Below are 19,522 nucleotides of genomic sequence, written 5' to 3'. Positions count from 1 at the left end.
TCGCATGAAAAAAATTAAAAGAAAGATATACTTAGTACTTCTCCTGATCATTGGAATGATGTCGGCAAAAGCTCAGCTCAACCCAATGGGTGCACAATATTATACCAATCAATACCTGGCGAACCCTGCATTTGCCGGGGCAGAAAAGGGACTGAGACTAAACGGGGGATTACGCAAGTTATGGAGCGACATCCCCGGATCCCCTCTAACGCAAACACTAACTGTCGATTATGGCTTCAATAAGGTGGGACTGGGAATCAACGCTTTTAATGAAAGCGCCGGATTACAACGAATGACACGGGTGGTTGCGAGCTATGCTTACCATTTGCCACTAAATAACGCTTCTAATCAGCTTCATTTCGGGTTGTCTGGGGGGGTCTTAACTCAGCGTCTGGAGACTGAGGACATACAGGGTAATCCGAACGATCCCCTAATCGGCATGTACAACAATCGAAAAGCATATTTGGATGGAGATTTTGGGATTGCTTTTACCACCAACACATTAAACCTCCAAGCTTCCATCCCTAACCTCAAAAGCTTCTTCAAAAAAGATGTCATCAAACTGGCTGATGTAGCCACTTTCTATAGTGCTGCAAGTTATAAGATCAAATTGGACGAAGGTAACAATGGTATGGAAATAGAACCCAAAGTTGCATACCGGGGCGTGAAAGGCTTTGATAACATCTGGGACGCCGGTGCCCAGCTGAGTTTTTCTAATCAGCAGTTGCTTTTTACAGGCATGTATCACAGTTCCGAAAGTGCTTCCTTTGGCTTCGGTATGGATTTCAGGAAAAAATACCTGATCACAGGCTTATATACCACTCAGACTTCTGATCTAAGTGGTTATAGCAATGGCAGCTTTGAATTGAATTTCAGGATTAACTTTAACAGATAATGGTACCTTGAATTGCCTTTTTCCTTTACTACCTTGTCCTTTGAACAGGCAAACAGAAGAGAATAAGAGGTATTTCATAATTTAGAAAGGAATAGGCTTAGAATTACTTTTCCTGACCTAAGGCTGATACTGGTTTTTCCGGCAAAATGTAAGGCAATTAGTATTAATGCAATTAACACCCGCCAAGTCATTTTGGTTTTTTAATATGTCTCGATTTCTATGACAAAACCAAATCATTTTTATAGATGGTTTGGTTTTTTATTACAGCGAATATCCTATGGATGATTTTGTTTCTTACCGCATTTAAAACGCTCATCTTGTTCTTTCCCTCCTCAACTTTTCGTTTATAATATGTCCCCAGATCATTATTTAGTCTTATCGAACTCATGGCCGCAAGGTGGAGCAGGCTTTTCATCCCTTTATCTGCAAATACCGACACCCTGGGCCTATATCTTATTGAGGTTCCCGATTGATGGTCAAATGGCACCACTCCACAGTAACATGCCATTTTCCGTGGGTCGCTGATCGATGTAAAGCCCTCGGTCTTTGCAATCATCATCCATGAGACCACCTTTCCAACTCCTGGAACAGACCGTATAAGTTCGGCTTTGCACTTGAGTTCGCTATCCTGCATAATGTTCATTTCAATATCGGATTCAATCTTCTTTATCTGCACATCGATCGATTCAATGAGCTTTTTATTCAGCTTTAGCAGTTCTTTGTCCAACGCGATTGACTTCATCATCTTATAATCATGTTGCTGCCTTACAAAACTGCTTTTCATTGCTACCCTAGTTGCCCGCTCGGTTAGCAGAACTTTAAGCCTTCTTATCGATAACGATAACTGGCTCCATTGTTTAGTTCCTTGCTGGTTCTTTTCGATGTAGCTACAGATCCGAAGCGAATCAATCTTATCGTTCTTTCCTCGTGAGAGACCAAGGCTCTTCTTCAAGTGCAATGGTGAGAGCACATAAACGAATAGTTCTAGCTCGGCTAGAACCTCAAACAGGTTCCAGTTGTAGCGCCCGGTATTCTCCATAGCAACTACGGTTCCTACTGTTGTGTGCTTTTTAAAGAACAATCTAATGGGTTTTAGTTGGTTCTGAATGTTGAAATACTCAACCTTTCCATCAGTCTTTAAACAGATCTCTAATGTTTTGCTGCTGATGTCGATTCCAATAAAAATCTTTTTCATAAATTTGTTTTAAGAATTGAAATGAGAATTCATCAGTTCGGCTCAAGTCCTTAATAATGGGTCACTAGCCCTAATTTCTATTTGAGTTCCTGATGAAAGGGAGGCAGAAGTCTAAATCGAGACATGAGTCCAAACTCTGACGAAAGGATAGTTTACTTCTGCTTCCTTCTCATTCTAAAAATAATCAAAACAAATCTAAAGGACGAAGGAGACCTCTTGATCATAATATTAGGACTAGAAAAATAACCCATTATGAACGTCATTCCTTGTCCGGCACATAATCAAAGGGCAGTTGATCTGCAATACGTAAAGTAGCCCAGTACCCCTCATGTAATACGGCTTGCGGATTTGCCAGATTTCCGTGAATATCCACAAAAGTTTCCGGAGTCAACATCGTTAGAATAGATGTTACGTTTTTTTTCTTCTTGTAAGTAACAAATAAGGAATTGTTGAAAGAAAGTTTGTAGTTGCCGTTGAGATTAGTCGTCACAACGCTATCGTAAGGCAACTCTTCAGGATAAAGCCGATCATATCCCATTTTTCTGCCGCCTATTAAACTACCTGCTCCAGAAAGAACAGTTGTATCTTTGGCGAAATAATCTCTTCCATTCCATTGCATGGTGACAATGGTATCAGTTGATTTAAATTCGTTTTCCTCTGATTTCCGTAAGTTAGTTTTGACCAGTTTTTTCATCACAAAGCCCTTTTCCTTTGATGTTTTATCTACCAGCGAGCGCATAAAATGTATTGAAGAACCGAAATATGCTTTCTCCCTGTTGAATTTCCATTCCTTTTGTTCTTTGTTATTTGTAGTGGTCATTTCCTCAAAACGGGTATAACCAGAATACGAGGTTCGGCCGGCATAGTGAACAAAAGAATTTAACTCATAATATATCCTATACCCTAACGCCTGATTTTCAATAATTAGGGGTTTGGCCGCTTGTGCAGTTAAAACATACGAAGTGTCATTATGATCAAAAGACAGTGTTTTTGGATTTTTGATCGTGCAGTACTGTCCCTGTTTTCCCAAAAAAAACATTTTAAAAAGCAGAAAATATTCCTGCCAATTTGGATTTGCTGTTATAGCCACTTCATCAAGTAATTTCACACTTGGAGTAAGCTCAACAATTAAATTGGGAGTATTCTTTTCGGTCAAGTCAACGAACGCCGAACTATAGCCGATATAGGATATAATTAACTTGTAATTTCCTGATGGAATATTTTTTAGCACAAAGTCTCCACTATCAGAACTAATCGTAGCTTTAGTGGTATGGTCAAGATATATCGTCGCCCCGGCAAGCGGCTGTTTACTCTGAGCATCAATCACCATCCCTGTTATTTGCGTGGTAGATTGCCGGGCAGAAACCAAGACCCAATTTAAAGAGATAAACAGTGTTATCAAAAATATTCTCAGAGAAAAATGTAGAAACAGCATTACCTAAGCGCTTAATCATCACCAATATACATTTTAATTTTATAAATCTTATATTGTAAAAGTTTAGAAATCATTAATTACGCTAACGCTCAGATTATGCTTAAAAAATGTCTTTTTTTAGTATTTGTGTGCCTTCTTGCATCTTTTGTTTCTTCAGCCCAACTCAAAGTAGGTGAGAAAGCTCCAGAAATAGTCATCACCAACTGGATCAAGAATGTCCCTAAGTCTTACGACTTAAAAGGCAAATTTGTTATTATAGATTTTTGGGCAACCTGGTGCGCGCCCTGCCTGGAATCCGTTCCGCATATGAACGATTTGGTGAATAAAAATAAATCCAGATCTAATTTAGTATTCCTGGCCATTACAGATGAAAAAGTAGATAAAGTGAATTGGATACTAAAAAGAGTACAGTTTTCGTCTGTTGTAGTGTCAGATACTACTCGCAAGACATTTACAGACTACAAGGCCACCTCTATACCTTTATGTGTGGTCATTGATGATAAAAATGAGATCCGGTGGGTGGGACATGCAGCAAAGCTTACCAATGAAGCTATTGATAATATCGTGGAAGGGAAAGCAGTCGCCCCTCCGGAAAAAAGTAAATCATCTTTACCAGAAGAAGTAATATCCAGGTACAATTCGTTATTTAGCCAATATTATAAATCCTATCAAGATGATAATATTAAAGAATATTTTAAAATGGAACCTTTAAGCCAATACAGATGGGGGGCTACCGTGTTCCGCAACGGAAATGGATATCGGAAGGAGGTCGTTGTCGGCGATAGTCTGATACAACGTCTTTCCGCGTTTTTAGATATTGCGGATAATCAAATAGTGTTGCCTGAAAAATTCGTCGGCTCATGCGTTTCTTACTGCTATAAAAGTGCAGTGAAAAACACAAGCCAGGATGCAATGGATACGCTACTTCATCAGTTGAATCTAAGTTACACATCTGGAGATAGTTTAATGAATGTAATGCAGTTAGAAGTCGTAGATAAAGAAATCTTTGAGAAGTTTTTAGTCGGCCCAAAACCACAGGTAGGCCACGCTTCCAATTCGGATAGTTATGCGGCAATCGACTATGACCAATTTTCCAAATTAACAAGAGCGATACAGCAAAAATTCAAGACCGTTATAGTTTTGAAGGATAGTATCCCAGATAAAAAAATGTCCATTACTATACAAGTTGATACTATGAAAAATCTGATTGCATCGTTCAAAGCGCACGGGATCAAAGTAAGCATGACTAAAAAGATAATACCGGTATATCGGTTTCTGCTAAGAAACTGATATTCCTAAAGCCTTGCTTAAGAAAAGATATTGCTTTTTAATCTTATGATTTAACAGAAAATAGGTAAATTAGAGAGTTACCAAATAATAAGAACAATGGCCTGGGGTATTATAATTACTGTGGCGGTTTATTTAATGCTTCTGCATGAAGGATATCGAGCAGGTGAAAGCAGAAGCATGGGAGGTGCTGGTGGGGTGATTTTGGTTTTGCTTTTTAATGTTCTTGGGCTAATATTTATCTACCTATCCCCTAAAGAATAAATATGCAAGGTATTTTTGAAGTTATCACTAGTTTTTTCCCGACTTATATTTATTTGACTTAACCCTGATGCCAAGCGAACCGAAAATGGAAACCTCTATTCAGAGGTAGCAGGATTTATACTGTTGTTAATACTAGCTTTGATCATATTTACTCTGGTGATTAGATATATGAAGTAAACTTAAAAAATGCTTGTTTTTCATAATCCGAAAAACTACCTTAACGATATAACGCACGCTCATGAAAAATCTTCTTTGCTTATTCAGCCTTTTGTTTTTGTTATCATGTAATCAGTCTGCTAGTAAGGCAACAGATACACCTACTATAAAAGCAGGTACAGCTAAGATAACAGGAAGGATAAAAAGTCCGAATGACACTAACAAGGATAGCATTTATGTACATATTTTTGTTCCACATCCAATTTCGGGAGAGCAGGTTCAACATAAAGCACTTGTTGATCGATCAGGGAGATTCTCTACTGATGTTGATGTGGAAACAGATATCTCTCTGATTGGATTATACACAAGTTTAAAACCATATAAATCTCTGTATGTTAAATTGACAAGCGGTGGTGTTACCAACATTGATATTGCTTACAATTCTGATTTTGATTTCGAAAATATTGACGTTACACCTGCTGGTCTAACTCAAGATGACATGACCCGAAGCTTGGATGTCATAAATAAAATGATTGATTACAGATCGGGCAGAAAACCGGAACCTTTGTATAATAAAAGTCCGGATGTTTTTCTGAATCATGCTAAAACTGTTGTAACGGAAAGATTAGAGATTTTAAATAATGATGCATTAATATCAAAAGAATTAAAAGGAATACTGTCTAAAGATTTTCGTTTATTCACGTATGTTGGATTCGTCTTTAATTACGAACAATACATGATGCTTAATTATCGAAACGTTACTCAGGATAAGATCAACGAACCTGCTATCCAAAAGATTGATAGGTCGTATTATCGTTTTTTGAAAGATTTTAAGCTCAATGATCCACAATATCTGATTTGTTCTGAATTCCTGAAATTTCAAAATGAAACCCTTCATAATGAAATATTGGGCCTTCCTGAGATTGGCGAAAGCGATATCTCCTCCTGGTTAGCCAAAGTGAAAACGATCTTGTCCGATTTAGTCGGATTCAAGGATGGTCCTTACTATGATATTTTAGCGGCTAATGCCTATGGGAGACAGCTAACTGAAGAAGTAAGACCGCTAACCGAAAAGCAAAAAGAGAATATTGTAAAGTATTGGAAAAATGGAGAAATCGCAAAAATCTTATTTCGAAAAAACCAACAAGTAGCTGAATTAGACAAATTCAAATCACCCGCTGTTGTAAATGACATCTCCTCTGTTTCGGATGACAAAGTCATAGAAACAATTGTCGCTAAACATAAGGGCAAAGTTGTTTTTATCGACCTTTGGGCCACATGGTGTAGTCCTTGCCTGGATGCGATGACGGAATTTAGGAGTACAAAAATTAAGTATCATGATAAGGATGTTGCGTTTGTGTATTTAACAAATGGCTCCTCACCCCGAAAGCTTTGGGAAGAAAAAATTAAAGGTATAGGTAGTGAGCATTATTACTTAAAAGGCTCCCAATGGGAATACATCATGAACCAATTTAAGTTCGAATATATTCCGTCATATCTATTATATAACAAAGAAGGTACCCTGATCAATAAAGTTACAGCCTTCCCTGGAAATGACAAAGTGAAAGAGATGATTAACGGCCTGTTGTAAAAGTGAGTGTATATTTCAGCCTGAAGAACTTAGATTATAAATAAAAATGTAAACTTTGTAAATAAAATCTTGATATTATGGATGTTAGCCAAAATATCCTGTCCGGGAAACGCAAGTACCTGTGCGGATTGTTATTACTCTTGTTTATCGCTGTAATCTGCGCGGCTTTTAGTATGACCGGCAATGACGATTTTGATATCGCCAGAAGGGAAGTTTTGCTTCGCAGGATCGGACATGAACTACTCTTACAGTCGGGCGACAGTACATCAAGAGTGCTCCCTGTAAAAAAGATCGCTGAAAATGAATACCAGATCAGGTTTGAGAATGATCTTACTTTTCAACCTGACTCGCTGGTGAATACTACTCAGCGTTTGTTGGCCAAAGACCCGATGGCACGTGATTATGTCGTTAACGTAATGAACTGTGGCAATGCCAGTGTAGCCTATGGATACGCGATATCCAAAAATAAAAAAGATGATATTGTAGCATGTACAGGAAGAAGGCAACCCAGGGCATGTTACATGATAAACATTAAATTTAAACCGATGGGCATAAATGCAGTAAAGAATGAATATTTTTTGAGCGGTCTGTCATTTTTAGCAGTTGTTGGATTTATCTTTCTGAGATCTGCTAAACCGCGGAAGGCCTTACCCAGCAGTCGGGATACTGGTGTGTTCAATGTGGGGTCGATGTTGTTCGACACGAAGAATCGTAAGCTCACGATAAATGGAAAGACTATAGACCTGACCGGAACGGAAACCCGTGTTCTGCGCGTTTTCGCGTTGTCTCCCAACGAAACTATAGCGCGAGGCCGATTACAAAAAGAGATATGGGAGGATGAAGGTGTTATTGTAGGCCGCAGCCTGGATATGTTTATATCAAAACTTAGAAAAAAATTAGAGATTGATCCGAATATCAAAATTGTTGTTATTCGCGGCAAAGGGTATAGGCTTGAAATTAGCTCTTAAGAAGAATCTTCCGGCTCCGAACTGATTTTATTAGACTTCAATACCTAATTCTTATATATTCTCCCTCCTTTAACAACCGTAATTTTAGAGTTAAAATTCAAATAATTATTAAAAGGACTTTTATCCCAAATCAACAGGTTTGCCTGCTTACCTGATTCTAAAACTCCTATCTCATTTTCCAAACCGATAGCCTTTGCGCCATTGATTGTGGCAATTTTAAAAGCTTGGGCCACTGAAAAACCATATTTGCAAAGCAATATCAATTCTGAAACATTCACCTTTCCTCCATCAGGCATATCTGATCCAAGACGAATCACTATGCCTTTCTCACTCATTATCTTTGCATATTCCATTAGAATTGCAAAGTTTTCCAGACAACGTTTATTCTGATAATCAGTTAACGAACTGTCCTTCACTTTTGTAAAAAAGGTGGGTTGGAATTGTTCATACAGTCTATGTATTGTTGTTGAAATGGTTACTTTCCTTTTGGCAAGATTAACAATGAGAGCTTCCATCTCGGCTTTCTTATGCTCATTAATAAAACGAAATTGCTCAAGAAAATATTCCAATACTCTGGCCTCGGAATTTAATTTACCAAACTGTCGATCAAATTCCTTTTCTAAAATTTCTTTATCCCTGGTGGATGTAATTAAGCTATTTGGAATGATTGCGAGATGCTCATAATTAGTCAATCCCATTTTTAGTGTTTGATCTATGTTTAGGTATTCTGGACTGAAGTCACCAATGTGGCCATATGTTCTTATTCCTAAACTGTCTGCCGTTTTAAGAGCAACTTCGAATTCAGGATTTTTGAGCCGATAATACAATTTCAAGTATCTAATTCCTTCATTGTGATATTTAATTATTTTTTGCTTTGCGACTTCTGGAGTCTCCACAGTGGTATGAGCAATATAAGGCACCCTCTTTTCTTTTGATATTAGCGCACCTGCTGACACATACATATCTGAATAATTTGACTCAGGTTTATTCTGCCACTCCAGAAATGGGGATATCCAGGCTTCAGGTTGTCCCATTGTCAAGGTAGTAGTCGTTCCATAAGGAAGGTACTGATCGGATATCCGTTTGCGGAAACAACTCAAAGAATCTTCTGCTAGAATTTCAGGTGCTTTATCATAATCTCCCAAAACATCTGTTGGATGAATGTGAGTATCTATAAAACCAGGGGTAACTAATTTGCCTTTTGCATCTATTGTCTCATCTGCTGAATATTCTTGTGCGGAAACAATTATTGCGATAATCTTTCCATTATGGATAACGATTGTTCGTTTCGATGATATCTCTCCATTTCTTACATTTAAAACTTTTGCGTTAGTAATAATCAAATCAACCTTCTTTTGCTGTGCAAACATAGAAGTGGCCAAAAGCATTAAAAATATTAATGATGTTATTATCTTCATAAATATAATATAAACATTATAGTAGCTCTAATTTTTCCAATAGATCAACTGGAATGACGTATCGTCCAAATTAGATATATTTATTGATAAGGCCCACTATGAACAAATTAATATTATTTCTTTGCTTATTATTTCCGACAACAATTTCTTCACAGGATCTGGGAAAGGTTTAGGGATTAAATTCTAGACATTTTCAACTTAATGGAAATAAAGACACTATTGACTTCATTCTGGTAAATGATAAAATAGACACAATCAAGCCAATTCTAATTTTTTGTCAGGGATCGACCCCATCCCTTGCCACTTTTGCACCTTCCTGAGTATCTCTCGACACTTGGACCTGTTTTGCCAAACCACTCCTGAATGACTTCTTAAAAGTAAAAATCCCTGTTTATGTCGCTTATGGAACTGAGGATTTCAGATCAGTGATGTGTGACTTACTTCCTGTCTACTTCATTAGTGCAGGAAAAGAAAATTTGACGCTAAAACCCTACATAGGATTAGAACATAGAGAAGCTCAATATGTTTCAAAAAAACTAGAATTCGCATTTTGATCCTGCCTTATCTACCACATTAACAATAAATAACATGGCTTAAATTTTGTGCTTTCATTGGAAGATCAGATGCTGAGAGTGCAGTCAATAGATGAGAGTTACGATTTAACGTCATCCTGAGACTGAATTAACAGACAAATGCTATCAGTTAGTGCTTCTACACGGTGAAAAACCATCTTTGGTATTTCCAACTCATCAAACTTATCAAGTACAACTAAACGTCCTGCTTCGATATAGTTTACTTTCCCTTCAACAACTACTAATTTAGCCCTTAAAGGGGTTTTATGATCTTTTAATACCATTTCCTTTTTAAAACCAAGTACAACCACTTTAAACTGGCCTCCTTTTTCTAATACTTTAATTACTGGTTCTGTTTGCGACTCCGCTAACTGTGCTAAAACTTCTTTTATAATCATGATACTTGATGTTTATACATTTTCCTTTAAAAATTGTTATTCAATTTCTAAAAGATCGCATTAATCTGGCTCTTTAAAATCGTCAGTACTTCTTGTTGAAACCATTTGTTTTTTGCTCGCCAGATATTATTTCTTGGCGATGGGTGTGGTAAGGGTAAATATTGCGGCAAATACGTTTCATAATTCTTAACCGTCTCCGTCAGTGTATTTTTACGCCTTTCTTTTAAATAATAGTGCTGTGCATATTGACCAATCAGTAGAATCAGCCTTTTTTCCTGCATATCATCTAACAATTTCTCATGCCATAAAGGGGCACATTCTTTTCTAGGTGGGAGATCACCGGATTTCCCCTTTCCAGGGAAGCAAAAGCCCATGGGCACTAATGCAAAAATATCCTCATTATAAAAGGTTGCCTTATCCACACCTAACCAGCTTCTTAAATTATCTCCACTTTTATCATTCCAGGGAATACCTGTCTGATGGACAATCCGTCCCGGCGCTTGCCCAATGATCACAATTTTACTTTTCGAACTTGCCGAAACAATTGGATTAGCCCCTGATTCAAGATAACGCTCACATACTTTACAATTTCTGATGTCTGTTAAAAGATTGTCCATGATGTATTTTTTATACTATTTTAACAATCATCCCATTACACTGTTCATCAATCAATAACTGACAGGCCAAACGTATGTTAAGGTTATTGATTCCGTGTTTACTAAGTGTCGTATTTTCATTTCTATCGAAATCAGTTAAAGTATGACCTTGAATAACTTCGACCAGACAAGTACCGCATTTTCCCATCCCCAGACATACCCCAAATTCTTCAGGGCTTATCCGATCAAAGATCAGCATCATTAAACTACGGTATTCATTAGGAAAGGTTTCTATCTCATAACTTATTCCATCCCAAATTACAGTTAAACTAATATTTCTTACTTTACGAATCCTGGTTATCGACCTCAACATCTGAAATTCCTTTAACTGCTTTCATAATTCTTGCAATACTTAAGGCTCGCTTTTTTGCATTTTCAGCAATTCCACCTACAAACAACTCATCAACTGTTTCATTGAATAAGTGAATCCATTGGTCAAAATGAGCTTTAGAGAGTCTAAGTGGTAAATGTTTAGGTAATGGGTCAGCATTATACTTTCTGGAATACAACAATAATGTCGACCAAAAATCCACCATAAGTTTCAGGTGGACATCCCAATTACCCTTAATAACCGGTGCAAAAACAGCATCTAAAAGGGCATCATTTCTTACCTTGGTATAAAAACTATTTACGAGCAATTCCACATCAGTTTCGTTCTCTATATCTTTTCGTTGTTCTTTCATCATCTCTAATTATACAATTACCTTATCTGCTCCACCTTTCATATCCTGTATCCTGTTCAAAAACATCTCAGCCATCATTTCAGCTTTCCTTTTAGATAAAGTAGCCATTGTTCCTGCATACTTTTCGTCAATAGTTTTATTGAATAGCAGTAACCAACGGTCGAAATGCTCTTTACAAAGCGATAATGGCGCATGTCTGGCAAATGGATTACCCTTAAAACCTGGAATACCAAACAGTGCCGCATTCCAAAATTTATACATCTTTTCCAAATGTAGCCCCCAGTCGTCAATAACAGCGTCAAATATAGGCCCTATCAAATCATCTGACTGCACCTTATGGTAAAATGAATCCACAAACCATACGATATCTTCAAAATTGTTAATGTCGGTTTTCATATATATAATTTTACAGATGAGGAAGTAACCAGGTAATAAATGGCCCATCCAACAAAAAGAATTAATAAAATAAATATCCAGAATGGAATACTTTGTGGTGTTTCACTTCCAACAATTAAAAAGTTTTTTTGATTGCCTTTTCCATAGGCATTGATCATGATGGGTACAATGCCATCAACAACCGCATTTTCCTGGATTCCTTCTATCGCAATAGCTGGTCCGTTCCTCACTTCAAAAGGAATTAACCTGATTCCTTCCTTGCCTGTAGGATCCTTACTTACAATTCTAAGGACATGTTTGCCGTCGACCAATTTTGAGGTATCCAGTTCAAAGTTGACTGGAGAAATTAACTCCGCTATCGGCTTAAGTCCCTCATCGATAAATATGAACACTTTACTTTTCTCTTCCATATCAGTCCAGATTTAAGATTGAAAACTTGATATGTGATGCAGATTTTTCTCCAGGTCTTAACAACCATTTAACGGAGAAAAAAAAACAAAACAAAACGATGATTGCCGTAATGCTGACAATCACATAATCCCAGTTACTATCCGGGCCTGCCCCATGGGTTATTCCCTTCAATAATTTAGGTTGCTGCTGCTCACAGGCAGGACAAGCCATAACTGTTACCGAAAAAAATAAAACAATGCTGGTTAAAAATATTTTTTTCATGACATCAATATTTCATATACTTCGGAAGCCATTGCTTCACTTACAGTTTCATAATATTTCATTATTTGGCAGCTTTAACTTTCACTACATCCATTAATTTTTTCACCTGTTCCGTTGTCACTTTTTTAGCTGAATTCCCCCAACTCGTTTTTTCATGGTTCATAATTGCAGCAATCTCCTCAGGCTTCAATCTGTTATTGGTTCCAACTGCCGGCATTGCACCAAAGCCTTCACTTTCCCGTGCACTGTAACCATTCATAATGATGTTCACCATCAGCTCTGCATTCTCGTCAAGTACAATTTTACTCCCTTTCAACGCTGGAAAAGCACCTTTTAGTCCTTCTCCATTAGCCTGGTGACAACTTTGACAATTATTCGTGTATAACATGGCTCCATTAAGTTCTTTAGAGGTCTCTTTCTCTGTTGAACCAGAGCCAAGTTCTCCAACTTTCTTATATAGAAAATCAGGCTCAGGCGTACCATCGGGTAATTTTGTTTGTTTTAATGCCTTTAAATAGGCGACCAGCTGCAATGCTTTGGCACTGGCAATGACTTTATCCTTACTTCCGTTTCTAAATTCTTCAGGAACGTTTATGGCTACATCGCCCTTTTCCACCTTGTTTTTAACCTCAAATAAAAAAGGATAGGCAGGCATAATGGATTCCTTTACGACGATACGGGGGTTGTATAGGTGAACCAGGTGCCAGTCGGCGCTGGGCTGTCGTTGCCCGATATTGGTTAAGTCCGGGCCTGTTCGCTCAGTTCCCATCAGGGTAGCCGTATTACGCCAGAAATCTGTTCTATGATTATCTGCGTAATCCGCAGCAATACTTGGACGTGACCCCCAAACCTTATCCATGTCCACATTTCGCACCTGCTGAGTGTGGCAAGCCACACAGCCATTGGCAATAAATACCGCCTTACCCAATATGGCCTGTTCGTCCAAAGGAATCGCATTGGGTAAAGGTGCATTATTCTGCTCGTTATTTAAGGCCGGGATGATGCATACAAATAACGTAAGCAGTGCGAATAACAAAAATGCGCCAGTAAAAAGTTGTTTATGATTGTTAAAAAAATCCATATCAATTATTCTTAAAACTTTTTTCTATTAAATCATCGGGTTGGGTCAACTTATTTATAGCCGCTTTTGCAACATCAATAGTTTGGTTACTTCCTTTTAACATTTTGTAGAAATTGTAGCCGAAGAACAAATGTGACAGCCACATCAGACTTCCACCAATTGCACGCCATAACCAATACGGAGCCATAAACACCACACTGTCAATAAATGGCTTACCATCCATCCACATCAATCCTTTCAATGTACTTCCATACATCAACGGAATGGTATAAAACATCAAACCGATTATAGCCAGCCAAAAATGTGCACCAACAGTAATTTGAGGCGCTTCTTTCCCTGTTAACCTTGGAACAAGCGCATAGATACCTGCCCAAAGAAAGAAACAAATAATTCCATACATGGTTAAGTGAGAATGTGCAACCGTAAAATCTGTAAAATGCCAGATTAGGTTGGTAGAACGGAAAGCCTCGGCGGTGCCCTGTAAGGAGCCGGTAAAGTAAAAGATGATGCCCACGATAAAGAAAGGCAGCGTATAGCTTGAAGGTACCTTATGCCAGGCTCCCTTAAAGGTCATGATAAAATTGGTTGTACCGGCTGCTACCGGGATTACCATACCCATACTTCCTAAAATGGCAACGGTTTGCAATGACCATGGGATAGAACTAAATACAAAGTGATGGGTTCCAATCACAGTGTAAAACAAGATCTGTGTCCAAAATGCAAGAATACCGAGGCTGTAAGAATAAATGGGCTTGTTTAATTGCTGAGGCAAGAAATAATAAACGATACCCAGGGTAAAAAGCATAAACCACATCCCAACACCCTGATGCATATAATAGCCTTGTATAATGGTCTCTCCTAATCCATCTTGCCACCATGGGACATAAGCTACAAAAGCAATGACGATAACAAATATTACCGAGGCAATGATGTACCAGTTGGAAATATAAATTTCTTTAGTCTTTCTTCCGGCAATGGTTTGCATAAAGTTAATTAAAGTCAGAATGACACCAATGCCAAAAAGAAGCATTACCGGCCAGGTATACTCTCTGTATTCCCCACCGCCATTATTGATTCCAGCCATTAGACATAAACTGCCTGTAATTACGGCTGCATTAATGAGCCAAAAGCTATACCAGCCTAATTTGATACTCGCCAGTGGTGCATTACCAACTCTGGGAACCACATACAGACCAAGTCCAATCATACCCAAAGATGCCCAGCCCCAGAATACTGCGTTGGTGTGTACCGGACGCAAGCGGCCGAAACTTAGCCAACTTAACTGATCTGCATCCGGAGCAACAAACTTTATCCCCAGATATTCTCCAACGGTAGTTCCAAACAAAAGCCAGAATGTAGCGGCGCCCAAATACCATAAGATGAGTTTTGACAACTGAGGATCAACTCGAGGCCTTTTTAAGGCTCTTTTCTTCAGCGATACAACAGGCAATCCCGGATCACTTTGTATTTGATGCAGCAGCCCTTTATCATCTTCAGCAGCTATTTCTCCTGATAATTCATTGTGCTTTAAAGTGTAATCGAGCGCCTTTTTGCGTTTAGTCAGTATCTCTTGCAAGTCCAAGGAATCTGCCTGATCAATCCATCTAGCCAATTCGTCGGCTTCCTGTAAGCGCTGTCTATCCTGATACTGGCGGAATATATTATTCACCTTGACCATCATCAGCCATATTCCGGCCAGTATAGGTATTAATATTAAAACTACTGTAATAATCACCCCGCCTTCGGACCAAAAGGAACCAGTAGCTTTTACAGGTTGAGAAAATCCAGGATTACCGCAAAACACTAAAAAAAATAGTGCAGCGAGGCTTAATAGTCCCGAACTGGCAATTCCAGTGGAACCTTTCTTTTTTTTTCGCAAATATTCCCTAAAAGCTTCAATCTGACTACTGTTAAATGTATATAAATGTTGTTGTAGCAAAGACGCTTTCCCCGCTGAGTTTCTCTTTTTATAGATTTCTCTTGTTGCTTTAATCCTGTTAAATATGAAAACTGCAGCCGCCAAAGTGATCAATAGAACAAAAAAGGAGACACACAGCAATACTGAAATAAAACTTACTGGTGTGGATGCCAACACCAAGCTAACGTTTATCAAGAGGTACGCCTTAATCATAATGTATTATTTTTTATCATTTTGTCCAAAAAGGAGAATCATTAATAGTGATCCGTACTTTTTAACCAATAAATTAATTCAATTGAAGCAAGGCTGGTCCGAATTCTTCGAATAGAATCGACTCCTTTTCAATTCCTTTGGCAACAAGGTCATTGAATTGCTTTTGAATAAATGCAGAAGGCCCGCATACGTAATATCTTGTTCCTGGAAACTGAGGCAGGGAAGCTATTTTATTGATATCCAAAAACCCTTCCAATACACCTTCCTGTTTATCCGCTGCCGTTAGAAGATCATAAAAAATATGCTGACTTACATTCTCATTTACTTCTGTAATTTCGTCTAACTCTGCTTTAAAAGCATGGACCTTACGGCTTCTGCAGCCATGCAACCAGGTAATAGAATGGTTATAGTCTTTTTCAACCAAATTCTGCAGCATACTCATCATAGGTGTTAGCCCTACTCCCCCACTAATCAATACTACCGGAGCATTTAAATCCTCGGTTAAAGTAAAGTTACCGGCCGGAGCAGTAAGGTCAACTTTATTCCCCTCCTGAATAAAATTATGGAGATAGTTACTGATCTTCCCATCGGTATCCAGTTGGAGTCCTTTTTCTATTTTTACCGAGATGCGGTAATAATCATGAGTTGGCGTACTTGAAACACTGTATTGACGCGATTGATACAAGCTCAATTCCGGCAAAAATACACGGATACTAATGTATTGACCAGGTACATGAGGCATTACCTTTCCACCATCTGCAGGATAAAGGTAAAAAGAGGTTATTTCGGCTGATTCAATTGTTTTCTTTCCAACAAAAAATGGCCTCCAACCCGTCCAACCGTCCTTTTGTGCTGCTTTTTGTTCGTATAGTTTTGTCTCATGTCCCGACATCAATGTTGCCAGTTGTTGATATGCTACTGTCCAGGCATCTAAGATATCAGCAGTTGCAGCATCTCCCAAAACCTCTTGTATTGACGCAATTAAGTGACGCCCAACAATTTGATAATGCTCTGGTCTGATGTCTAAACTCACATGTTTATGTCCAATCCTATCTACAACAGGCATTAATACACCAGGATTTGCAATGTTCTCTGCATAAGCCAACACAGCCATGGCTAAAGCCGTTTGTTGTTTTCCGCTATCCTGATTCCCCATATTGAACATATTTTTAAGTTCAGGGTTGTGTGTAAACATTCTGTTGTAGAAGTGTGTAGTTAGTAATACTCCATTCTCTCTCAGTACTGGTACCGTAGCGCTAATCAATTGTTTTTGTTCGATGTTCATAATAAATATATTAATACCTTTTTATCTTTTATTATTGTAAATTTTTTTTCGCTATTATTTCCTCAATTTGGTAATGCCCAAATTGAGACTTTCACTAAAATCAGCAATAGTTGTCTGCTCCAACAAATCTTTCAATTGGTTACGAATGGCTTTAAATTCATTGTGCAAAGGACATGGATTTGTTTCGGAACAATTAGCAAGGCCTAAACCACATCCGGTAAAAATGCTTCTGCCATCTACTGCTTCTACCACCTCTGACAAGGGGCGTTTAAGACTACGTTCATCCAGGTAAAACCCACCATTTGGTCCTTTGGCAGACTGAACTATTCCTCTTCTACTTAAGTCTTGTAAAATTTTGGCCAGAAAATGTTCAGGAGAATCAATGCCATTAGCAATTTCTTTTATCCCTACCCTATTGCCAGAGGCTGTACGGTGCGCGATAAAAAAAACCGAGCGTATTGCATATTCACATGTTTTTGAAAAGACTCCCATAACCACCACAAAGCTACACATATCCATCAAAAATAAAAGACTTTTTCATCTTTTATTTAAATATTAATCTCATCAAGACATCTTTATAGACAATAGCATAAAGGTAGCTGGATCATCCCCCATAAACTCCGATATGCACCAAACTGAAATAGGTAATAAAATAGATCGCGAATCCATGCCTTGTTGCCCATTTGTGCTAAACTATGACAAGGCAGTATTTTCATAAAAAAGCGGCCGACACCTACTCATCGCCTGCACGTGCGCGATAGGTATAGTTGTACTGTACATTATTGATGTCTGAAGCCCAATCCATCACAAAGTGTGGCTGGGTAATTTACTTCGTAACCCAATCCAAGTAATTCTCCTGATCTAATATGGTAAATGAAGCGTCAGGATAAGCTTTTCCAAAAGCAATTGGTTTCTTAGCATTGTTGTTTTTCCACTTGCATTCAAATGCATGTAGTTTCCCATTATGAGATTCTATCAGGTCTATTTCCTGCCCATCATAGGTCCTCCAGAAAAAATATTGAGGATAATGGCCGTTATAGGTATTATTTTTGATCCTTTCACCCAGCATATATTGCTCCCACAATTGTCCAATGTCATTACGTTGGCTTAAAGGACTAAAATTGTTGATCAGTGCATTTCTTAATCCATTATCAAAAAAATACCATTTCTTACTTTTAGTTACTTCTTTGCGCAAGTTGCTACTATACCCTGTTAAGGGATAAATAATAAATACTTTACTCAATAGATCAAGATATCGTTCTACGGTAATTTTATTCAACTGTAAACTATTTCCAATCTCTACTGTACTTACCTGCCTTCCAACTTGCCAGGCAAGCATTTGTAATAATTTGTACAGCACATCTGCACCTTTCACATTTTCTATGGTCAATAAATCCTTAAGCAGATAACTGCTGACCATTTGTTTCAAATAATTCTCTTTTTCTTGTAAACTATCTAAATGCCACAACTCCGGATAACTGCCATAAATTAATCTTTGCTCTAAGTTTCTTGCAGTAGTTATATAGTCTTCAGCAGTTGACAATTCTGCCTGGGCGATTGGAAACAATTGATAAATGATGTTTCTTCCAACTAACGGTTCCCCTGTAGCATATACCAGATCAAAGCTACTACTACCGGTTGCAATGACGGTAATGCCTTTGATCCCGTCAATCATCAACTTCAATATCTTACCAATTTCTGGTATCGTTTGCGCTTCATCTATAATTACTATTTTCTTACCACCTATCAGTTGAGTATAATTTGCGATTGTCCGACGCTGCAAGATTTCCGAAATCTGCATATCCTCTCCCTGAAGTAAAAGCGTATCATTGGGATATTTGCTCACAATATTTCCAATGATAGTGGTTTTTCCAGTACGACGGGTACCATACAACATCAGCACTTTTTGAGTGCCTAGTTTTGCAACCATTTGCTGCTGTATTAATCTTGGAATATTCATTTATGTAAATTAAGTCATCATGCTGACCTAATTTACATAAATTAAGTCACTGCACTGACGCAATTTACAAAAAAATTAAGTGAAAATAATAAACCCGCCAAAGTAATTCCTAGGCTGCTTTTCTCTATCATCAACCACCTATTACAATAAAATCAACTTTGTTTAATAAAAGCTCCTTTAATAAGTCCTGGTGTTTTTCTATAAACAGATTCATCCAGTTGTAATTATTCTAATTTTGCGTGTAGCAGTTCTGTTTTTTAGGTCTTCTCTACTTACATGATACACACGTAAAATAAGTTCGACAGTCTGCCTCAAACGGTCAACAGGTGATTCTTTAATAATATCCTGTATCTCCTTTTCTTTCGCGGCTTCAAGTGAATTGAAAATATGTATCCTATTCTTCATTTTATTGGATGATCAGTTCCTATAAATGTAAATATATCTTTCTAAACATAAAACACGCGCATCTTATTCACTTA

General features: G+C 37.9%; 20 protein-coding genes. 4 read left to right on the top strand and 16 right to left on the bottom strand.

Translation table 11 applies throughout. The features are described from left to right. Positions 1-4: 4 nt before the first annotated feature. Positions 5-895 carry a PorP/SprF family type IX secretion system membrane protein gene (locus AC6CH7_RS01790; protein ID WP_498261047.1) on the top strand — a complete coding sequence of 297 codons (891 nt, stop codon included), beginning with the start codon at positions 5-7 and terminating at the stop codon, positions 893-895. Between the two features lie 217 nt (positions 896-1,112). Here AC6CH7_RS01790 and AC6CH7_RS01785 read toward each other — a convergent pair whose 3' ends face one another. Next, positions 1,113-2,090: an IS110 family RNA-guided transposase gene (locus AC6CH7_RS01785; RefSeq protein ID WP_498261046.1), complete on the bottom strand. Its 978-nt coding sequence runs from the start codon at positions 2,088-2,090 to the stop codon at positions 1,113-1,115. 259 nt (positions 2,091-2,349) lie between these two features. Then, complete coding sequence (locus AC6CH7_RS01780) at positions 2,350-3,420, bottom strand: carboxypeptidase-like regulatory domain-containing protein (protein WP_498261045.1); 1,071 nt, start codon at positions 3,418-3,420, stop codon at positions 2,350-2,352. Positions 3,421-3,621: 201 nt separating this feature from the next. On the opposite strand from AC6CH7_RS01780, the gene AC6CH7_RS01775 reads away from it, so the two are divergent. From AC6CH7_RS01775 to AC6CH7_RS01765, 3 genes are all read left to right on the top strand, one after another. Next, complete coding sequence (locus AC6CH7_RS01775) at positions 3,622-4,815, top strand: TlpA family protein disulfide reductase (protein ID WP_498261044.1); 1,194 nt, start codon at positions 3,622-3,624, stop codon at positions 4,813-4,815. Between the two features lie 499 nt (positions 4,816-5,314). Continuing rightward, positions 5,315-6,823 (top strand): TlpA family protein disulfide reductase, encoded by a 1,509-nt coding sequence (locus tag AC6CH7_RS01770; protein ID WP_498261043.1) that lies wholly within the window; start codon positions 5,315-5,317, stop codon positions 6,821-6,823. Positions 6,824-6,900: 77 nt separating this feature from the next. Beyond that, positions 6,901-7,791 (top strand): winged helix-turn-helix domain-containing protein, encoded by an 891-nt coding sequence (locus tag AC6CH7_RS01765; protein ID WP_498261042.1) that lies wholly within the window; start codon positions 6,901-6,903, stop codon positions 7,789-7,791. 44 nt (positions 7,792-7,835) lie between these two features. Here the strand turns inward: AC6CH7_RS01765 and AC6CH7_RS01760 are convergent, their stop codons facing one another. From AC6CH7_RS01760 to AC6CH7_RS01695, 14 genes are all read right to left on the bottom strand, one after another. Then, positions 7,836-9,209, bottom strand: a complete 1,374-nt coding sequence (locus tag AC6CH7_RS01760; RefSeq protein WP_498261041.1) for an amidohydrolase family protein — start codon at positions 9,207-9,209, stop codon at positions 7,836-7,838. A gap of 652 nt (positions 9,210-9,861) precedes the next feature. Beyond that, positions 9,862-10,179, bottom strand: a complete 318-nt coding sequence (locus tag AC6CH7_RS01755; RefSeq protein ID WP_498261040.1) for a cupin domain-containing protein — start codon at positions 10,177-10,179, stop codon at positions 9,862-9,864. A 47-nt stretch (positions 10,180-10,226) separates the two neighbouring features. Beyond that, the gene (locus AC6CH7_RS01750; RefSeq protein ID WP_498261039.1) at positions 10,227-10,796 is read right to left on the bottom strand and encodes a uracil-DNA glycosylase family protein; all 570 of its coding nucleotides are present in this window, start codon (positions 10,794-10,796) and stop codon (positions 10,227-10,229) included. Between the two features lie 10 nt (positions 10,797-10,806). Next, a complete protein-coding gene (locus AC6CH7_RS01745; RefSeq protein WP_498261038.1) occupies positions 10,807-11,148 on the bottom strand; it encodes a 2Fe-2S iron-sulfur cluster-binding protein in 342 nt (113 codons plus the stop codon). Continuing rightward, a complete protein-coding gene (locus AC6CH7_RS01740) occupies positions 11,120-11,518 on the bottom strand; it encodes a group III truncated hemoglobin (RefSeq protein ID WP_498261037.1) in 399 nt (132 codons plus the stop codon). The genes AC6CH7_RS01745 and AC6CH7_RS01740 overlap by 29 nt, the downstream gene beginning before the upstream one ends. A gap of 9 nt (positions 11,519-11,527) precedes the next feature. Continuing rightward, positions 11,528-11,914: a group III truncated hemoglobin gene (locus tag AC6CH7_RS01735; protein ID WP_498261036.1), complete on the bottom strand. Its 387-nt coding sequence runs from the start codon at positions 11,912-11,914 to the stop codon at positions 11,528-11,530. Beyond that, complete coding sequence (locus tag AC6CH7_RS01730) at positions 11,911-12,324, bottom strand: cytochrome C (protein WP_498261035.1); 414 nt, start codon at positions 12,322-12,324, stop codon at positions 11,911-11,913. The genes AC6CH7_RS01735 and AC6CH7_RS01730 overlap by 4 nt, the downstream gene beginning before the upstream one ends. 1 nt (position 12,325) lies before the next feature. Further along, positions 12,326-12,586 (bottom strand): hypothetical protein, encoded by a 261-nt coding sequence (locus tag AC6CH7_RS01725; protein WP_498261034.1) that lies wholly within the window; start codon positions 12,584-12,586, stop codon positions 12,326-12,328. Positions 12,587-12,647: 61 nt separating this feature from the next. Beyond that, positions 12,648-13,667, bottom strand: coding sequence for a cytochrome c (locus AC6CH7_RS01720; protein WP_498261033.1), 1,020 nt, complete (start codon positions 13,665-13,667; stop codon positions 12,648-12,650). Position 13,668: 1 nt separating this feature from the next. Then, on the bottom strand, positions 13,669-15,798 hold the full coding sequence (locus AC6CH7_RS01715) for a cbb3-type cytochrome c oxidase subunit I (protein ID WP_498261032.1): 2,130 nt from the start codon (positions 15,796-15,798) through the stop codon (positions 13,669-13,671). 73 nt (positions 15,799-15,871) lie between these two features. Further along, positions 15,872-17,083 (bottom strand): NO-inducible flavohemoprotein, encoded by a 1,212-nt coding sequence (gene hmpA, locus AC6CH7_RS01710; RefSeq protein ID WP_498261031.1) that lies wholly within the window; start codon positions 17,081-17,083, stop codon positions 15,872-15,874. Between the two features lie 54 nt (positions 17,084-17,137). Beyond that, a complete protein-coding gene (locus AC6CH7_RS01705; RefSeq protein ID WP_498261030.1) occupies positions 17,138-17,596 on the bottom strand; it encodes an RrF2 family transcriptional regulator in 459 nt (152 codons plus the stop codon). Between the two features lie 313 nt (positions 17,597-17,909). After that, a complete protein-coding gene (locus tag AC6CH7_RS01700; protein WP_498261029.1) occupies positions 17,910-19,043 on the bottom strand; it encodes an ATP-binding protein in 1,134 nt (377 codons plus the stop codon). Between the two features lie 210 nt (positions 19,044-19,253). Continuing rightward, a complete protein-coding gene (locus tag AC6CH7_RS01695; RefSeq protein WP_498261028.1) occupies positions 19,254-19,448 on the bottom strand; it encodes a hypothetical protein in 195 nt (64 codons plus the stop codon). Between the last annotated feature and the right edge of the window lie 74 nt (positions 19,449-19,522).

Source organism: Pedobacter sp. GQ55, from assembly GCF_059758925.1.
Note: the sequence above shows the minus strand (reverse complement) of the source record. Positions and strands in the feature narration are given on the sequence as shown.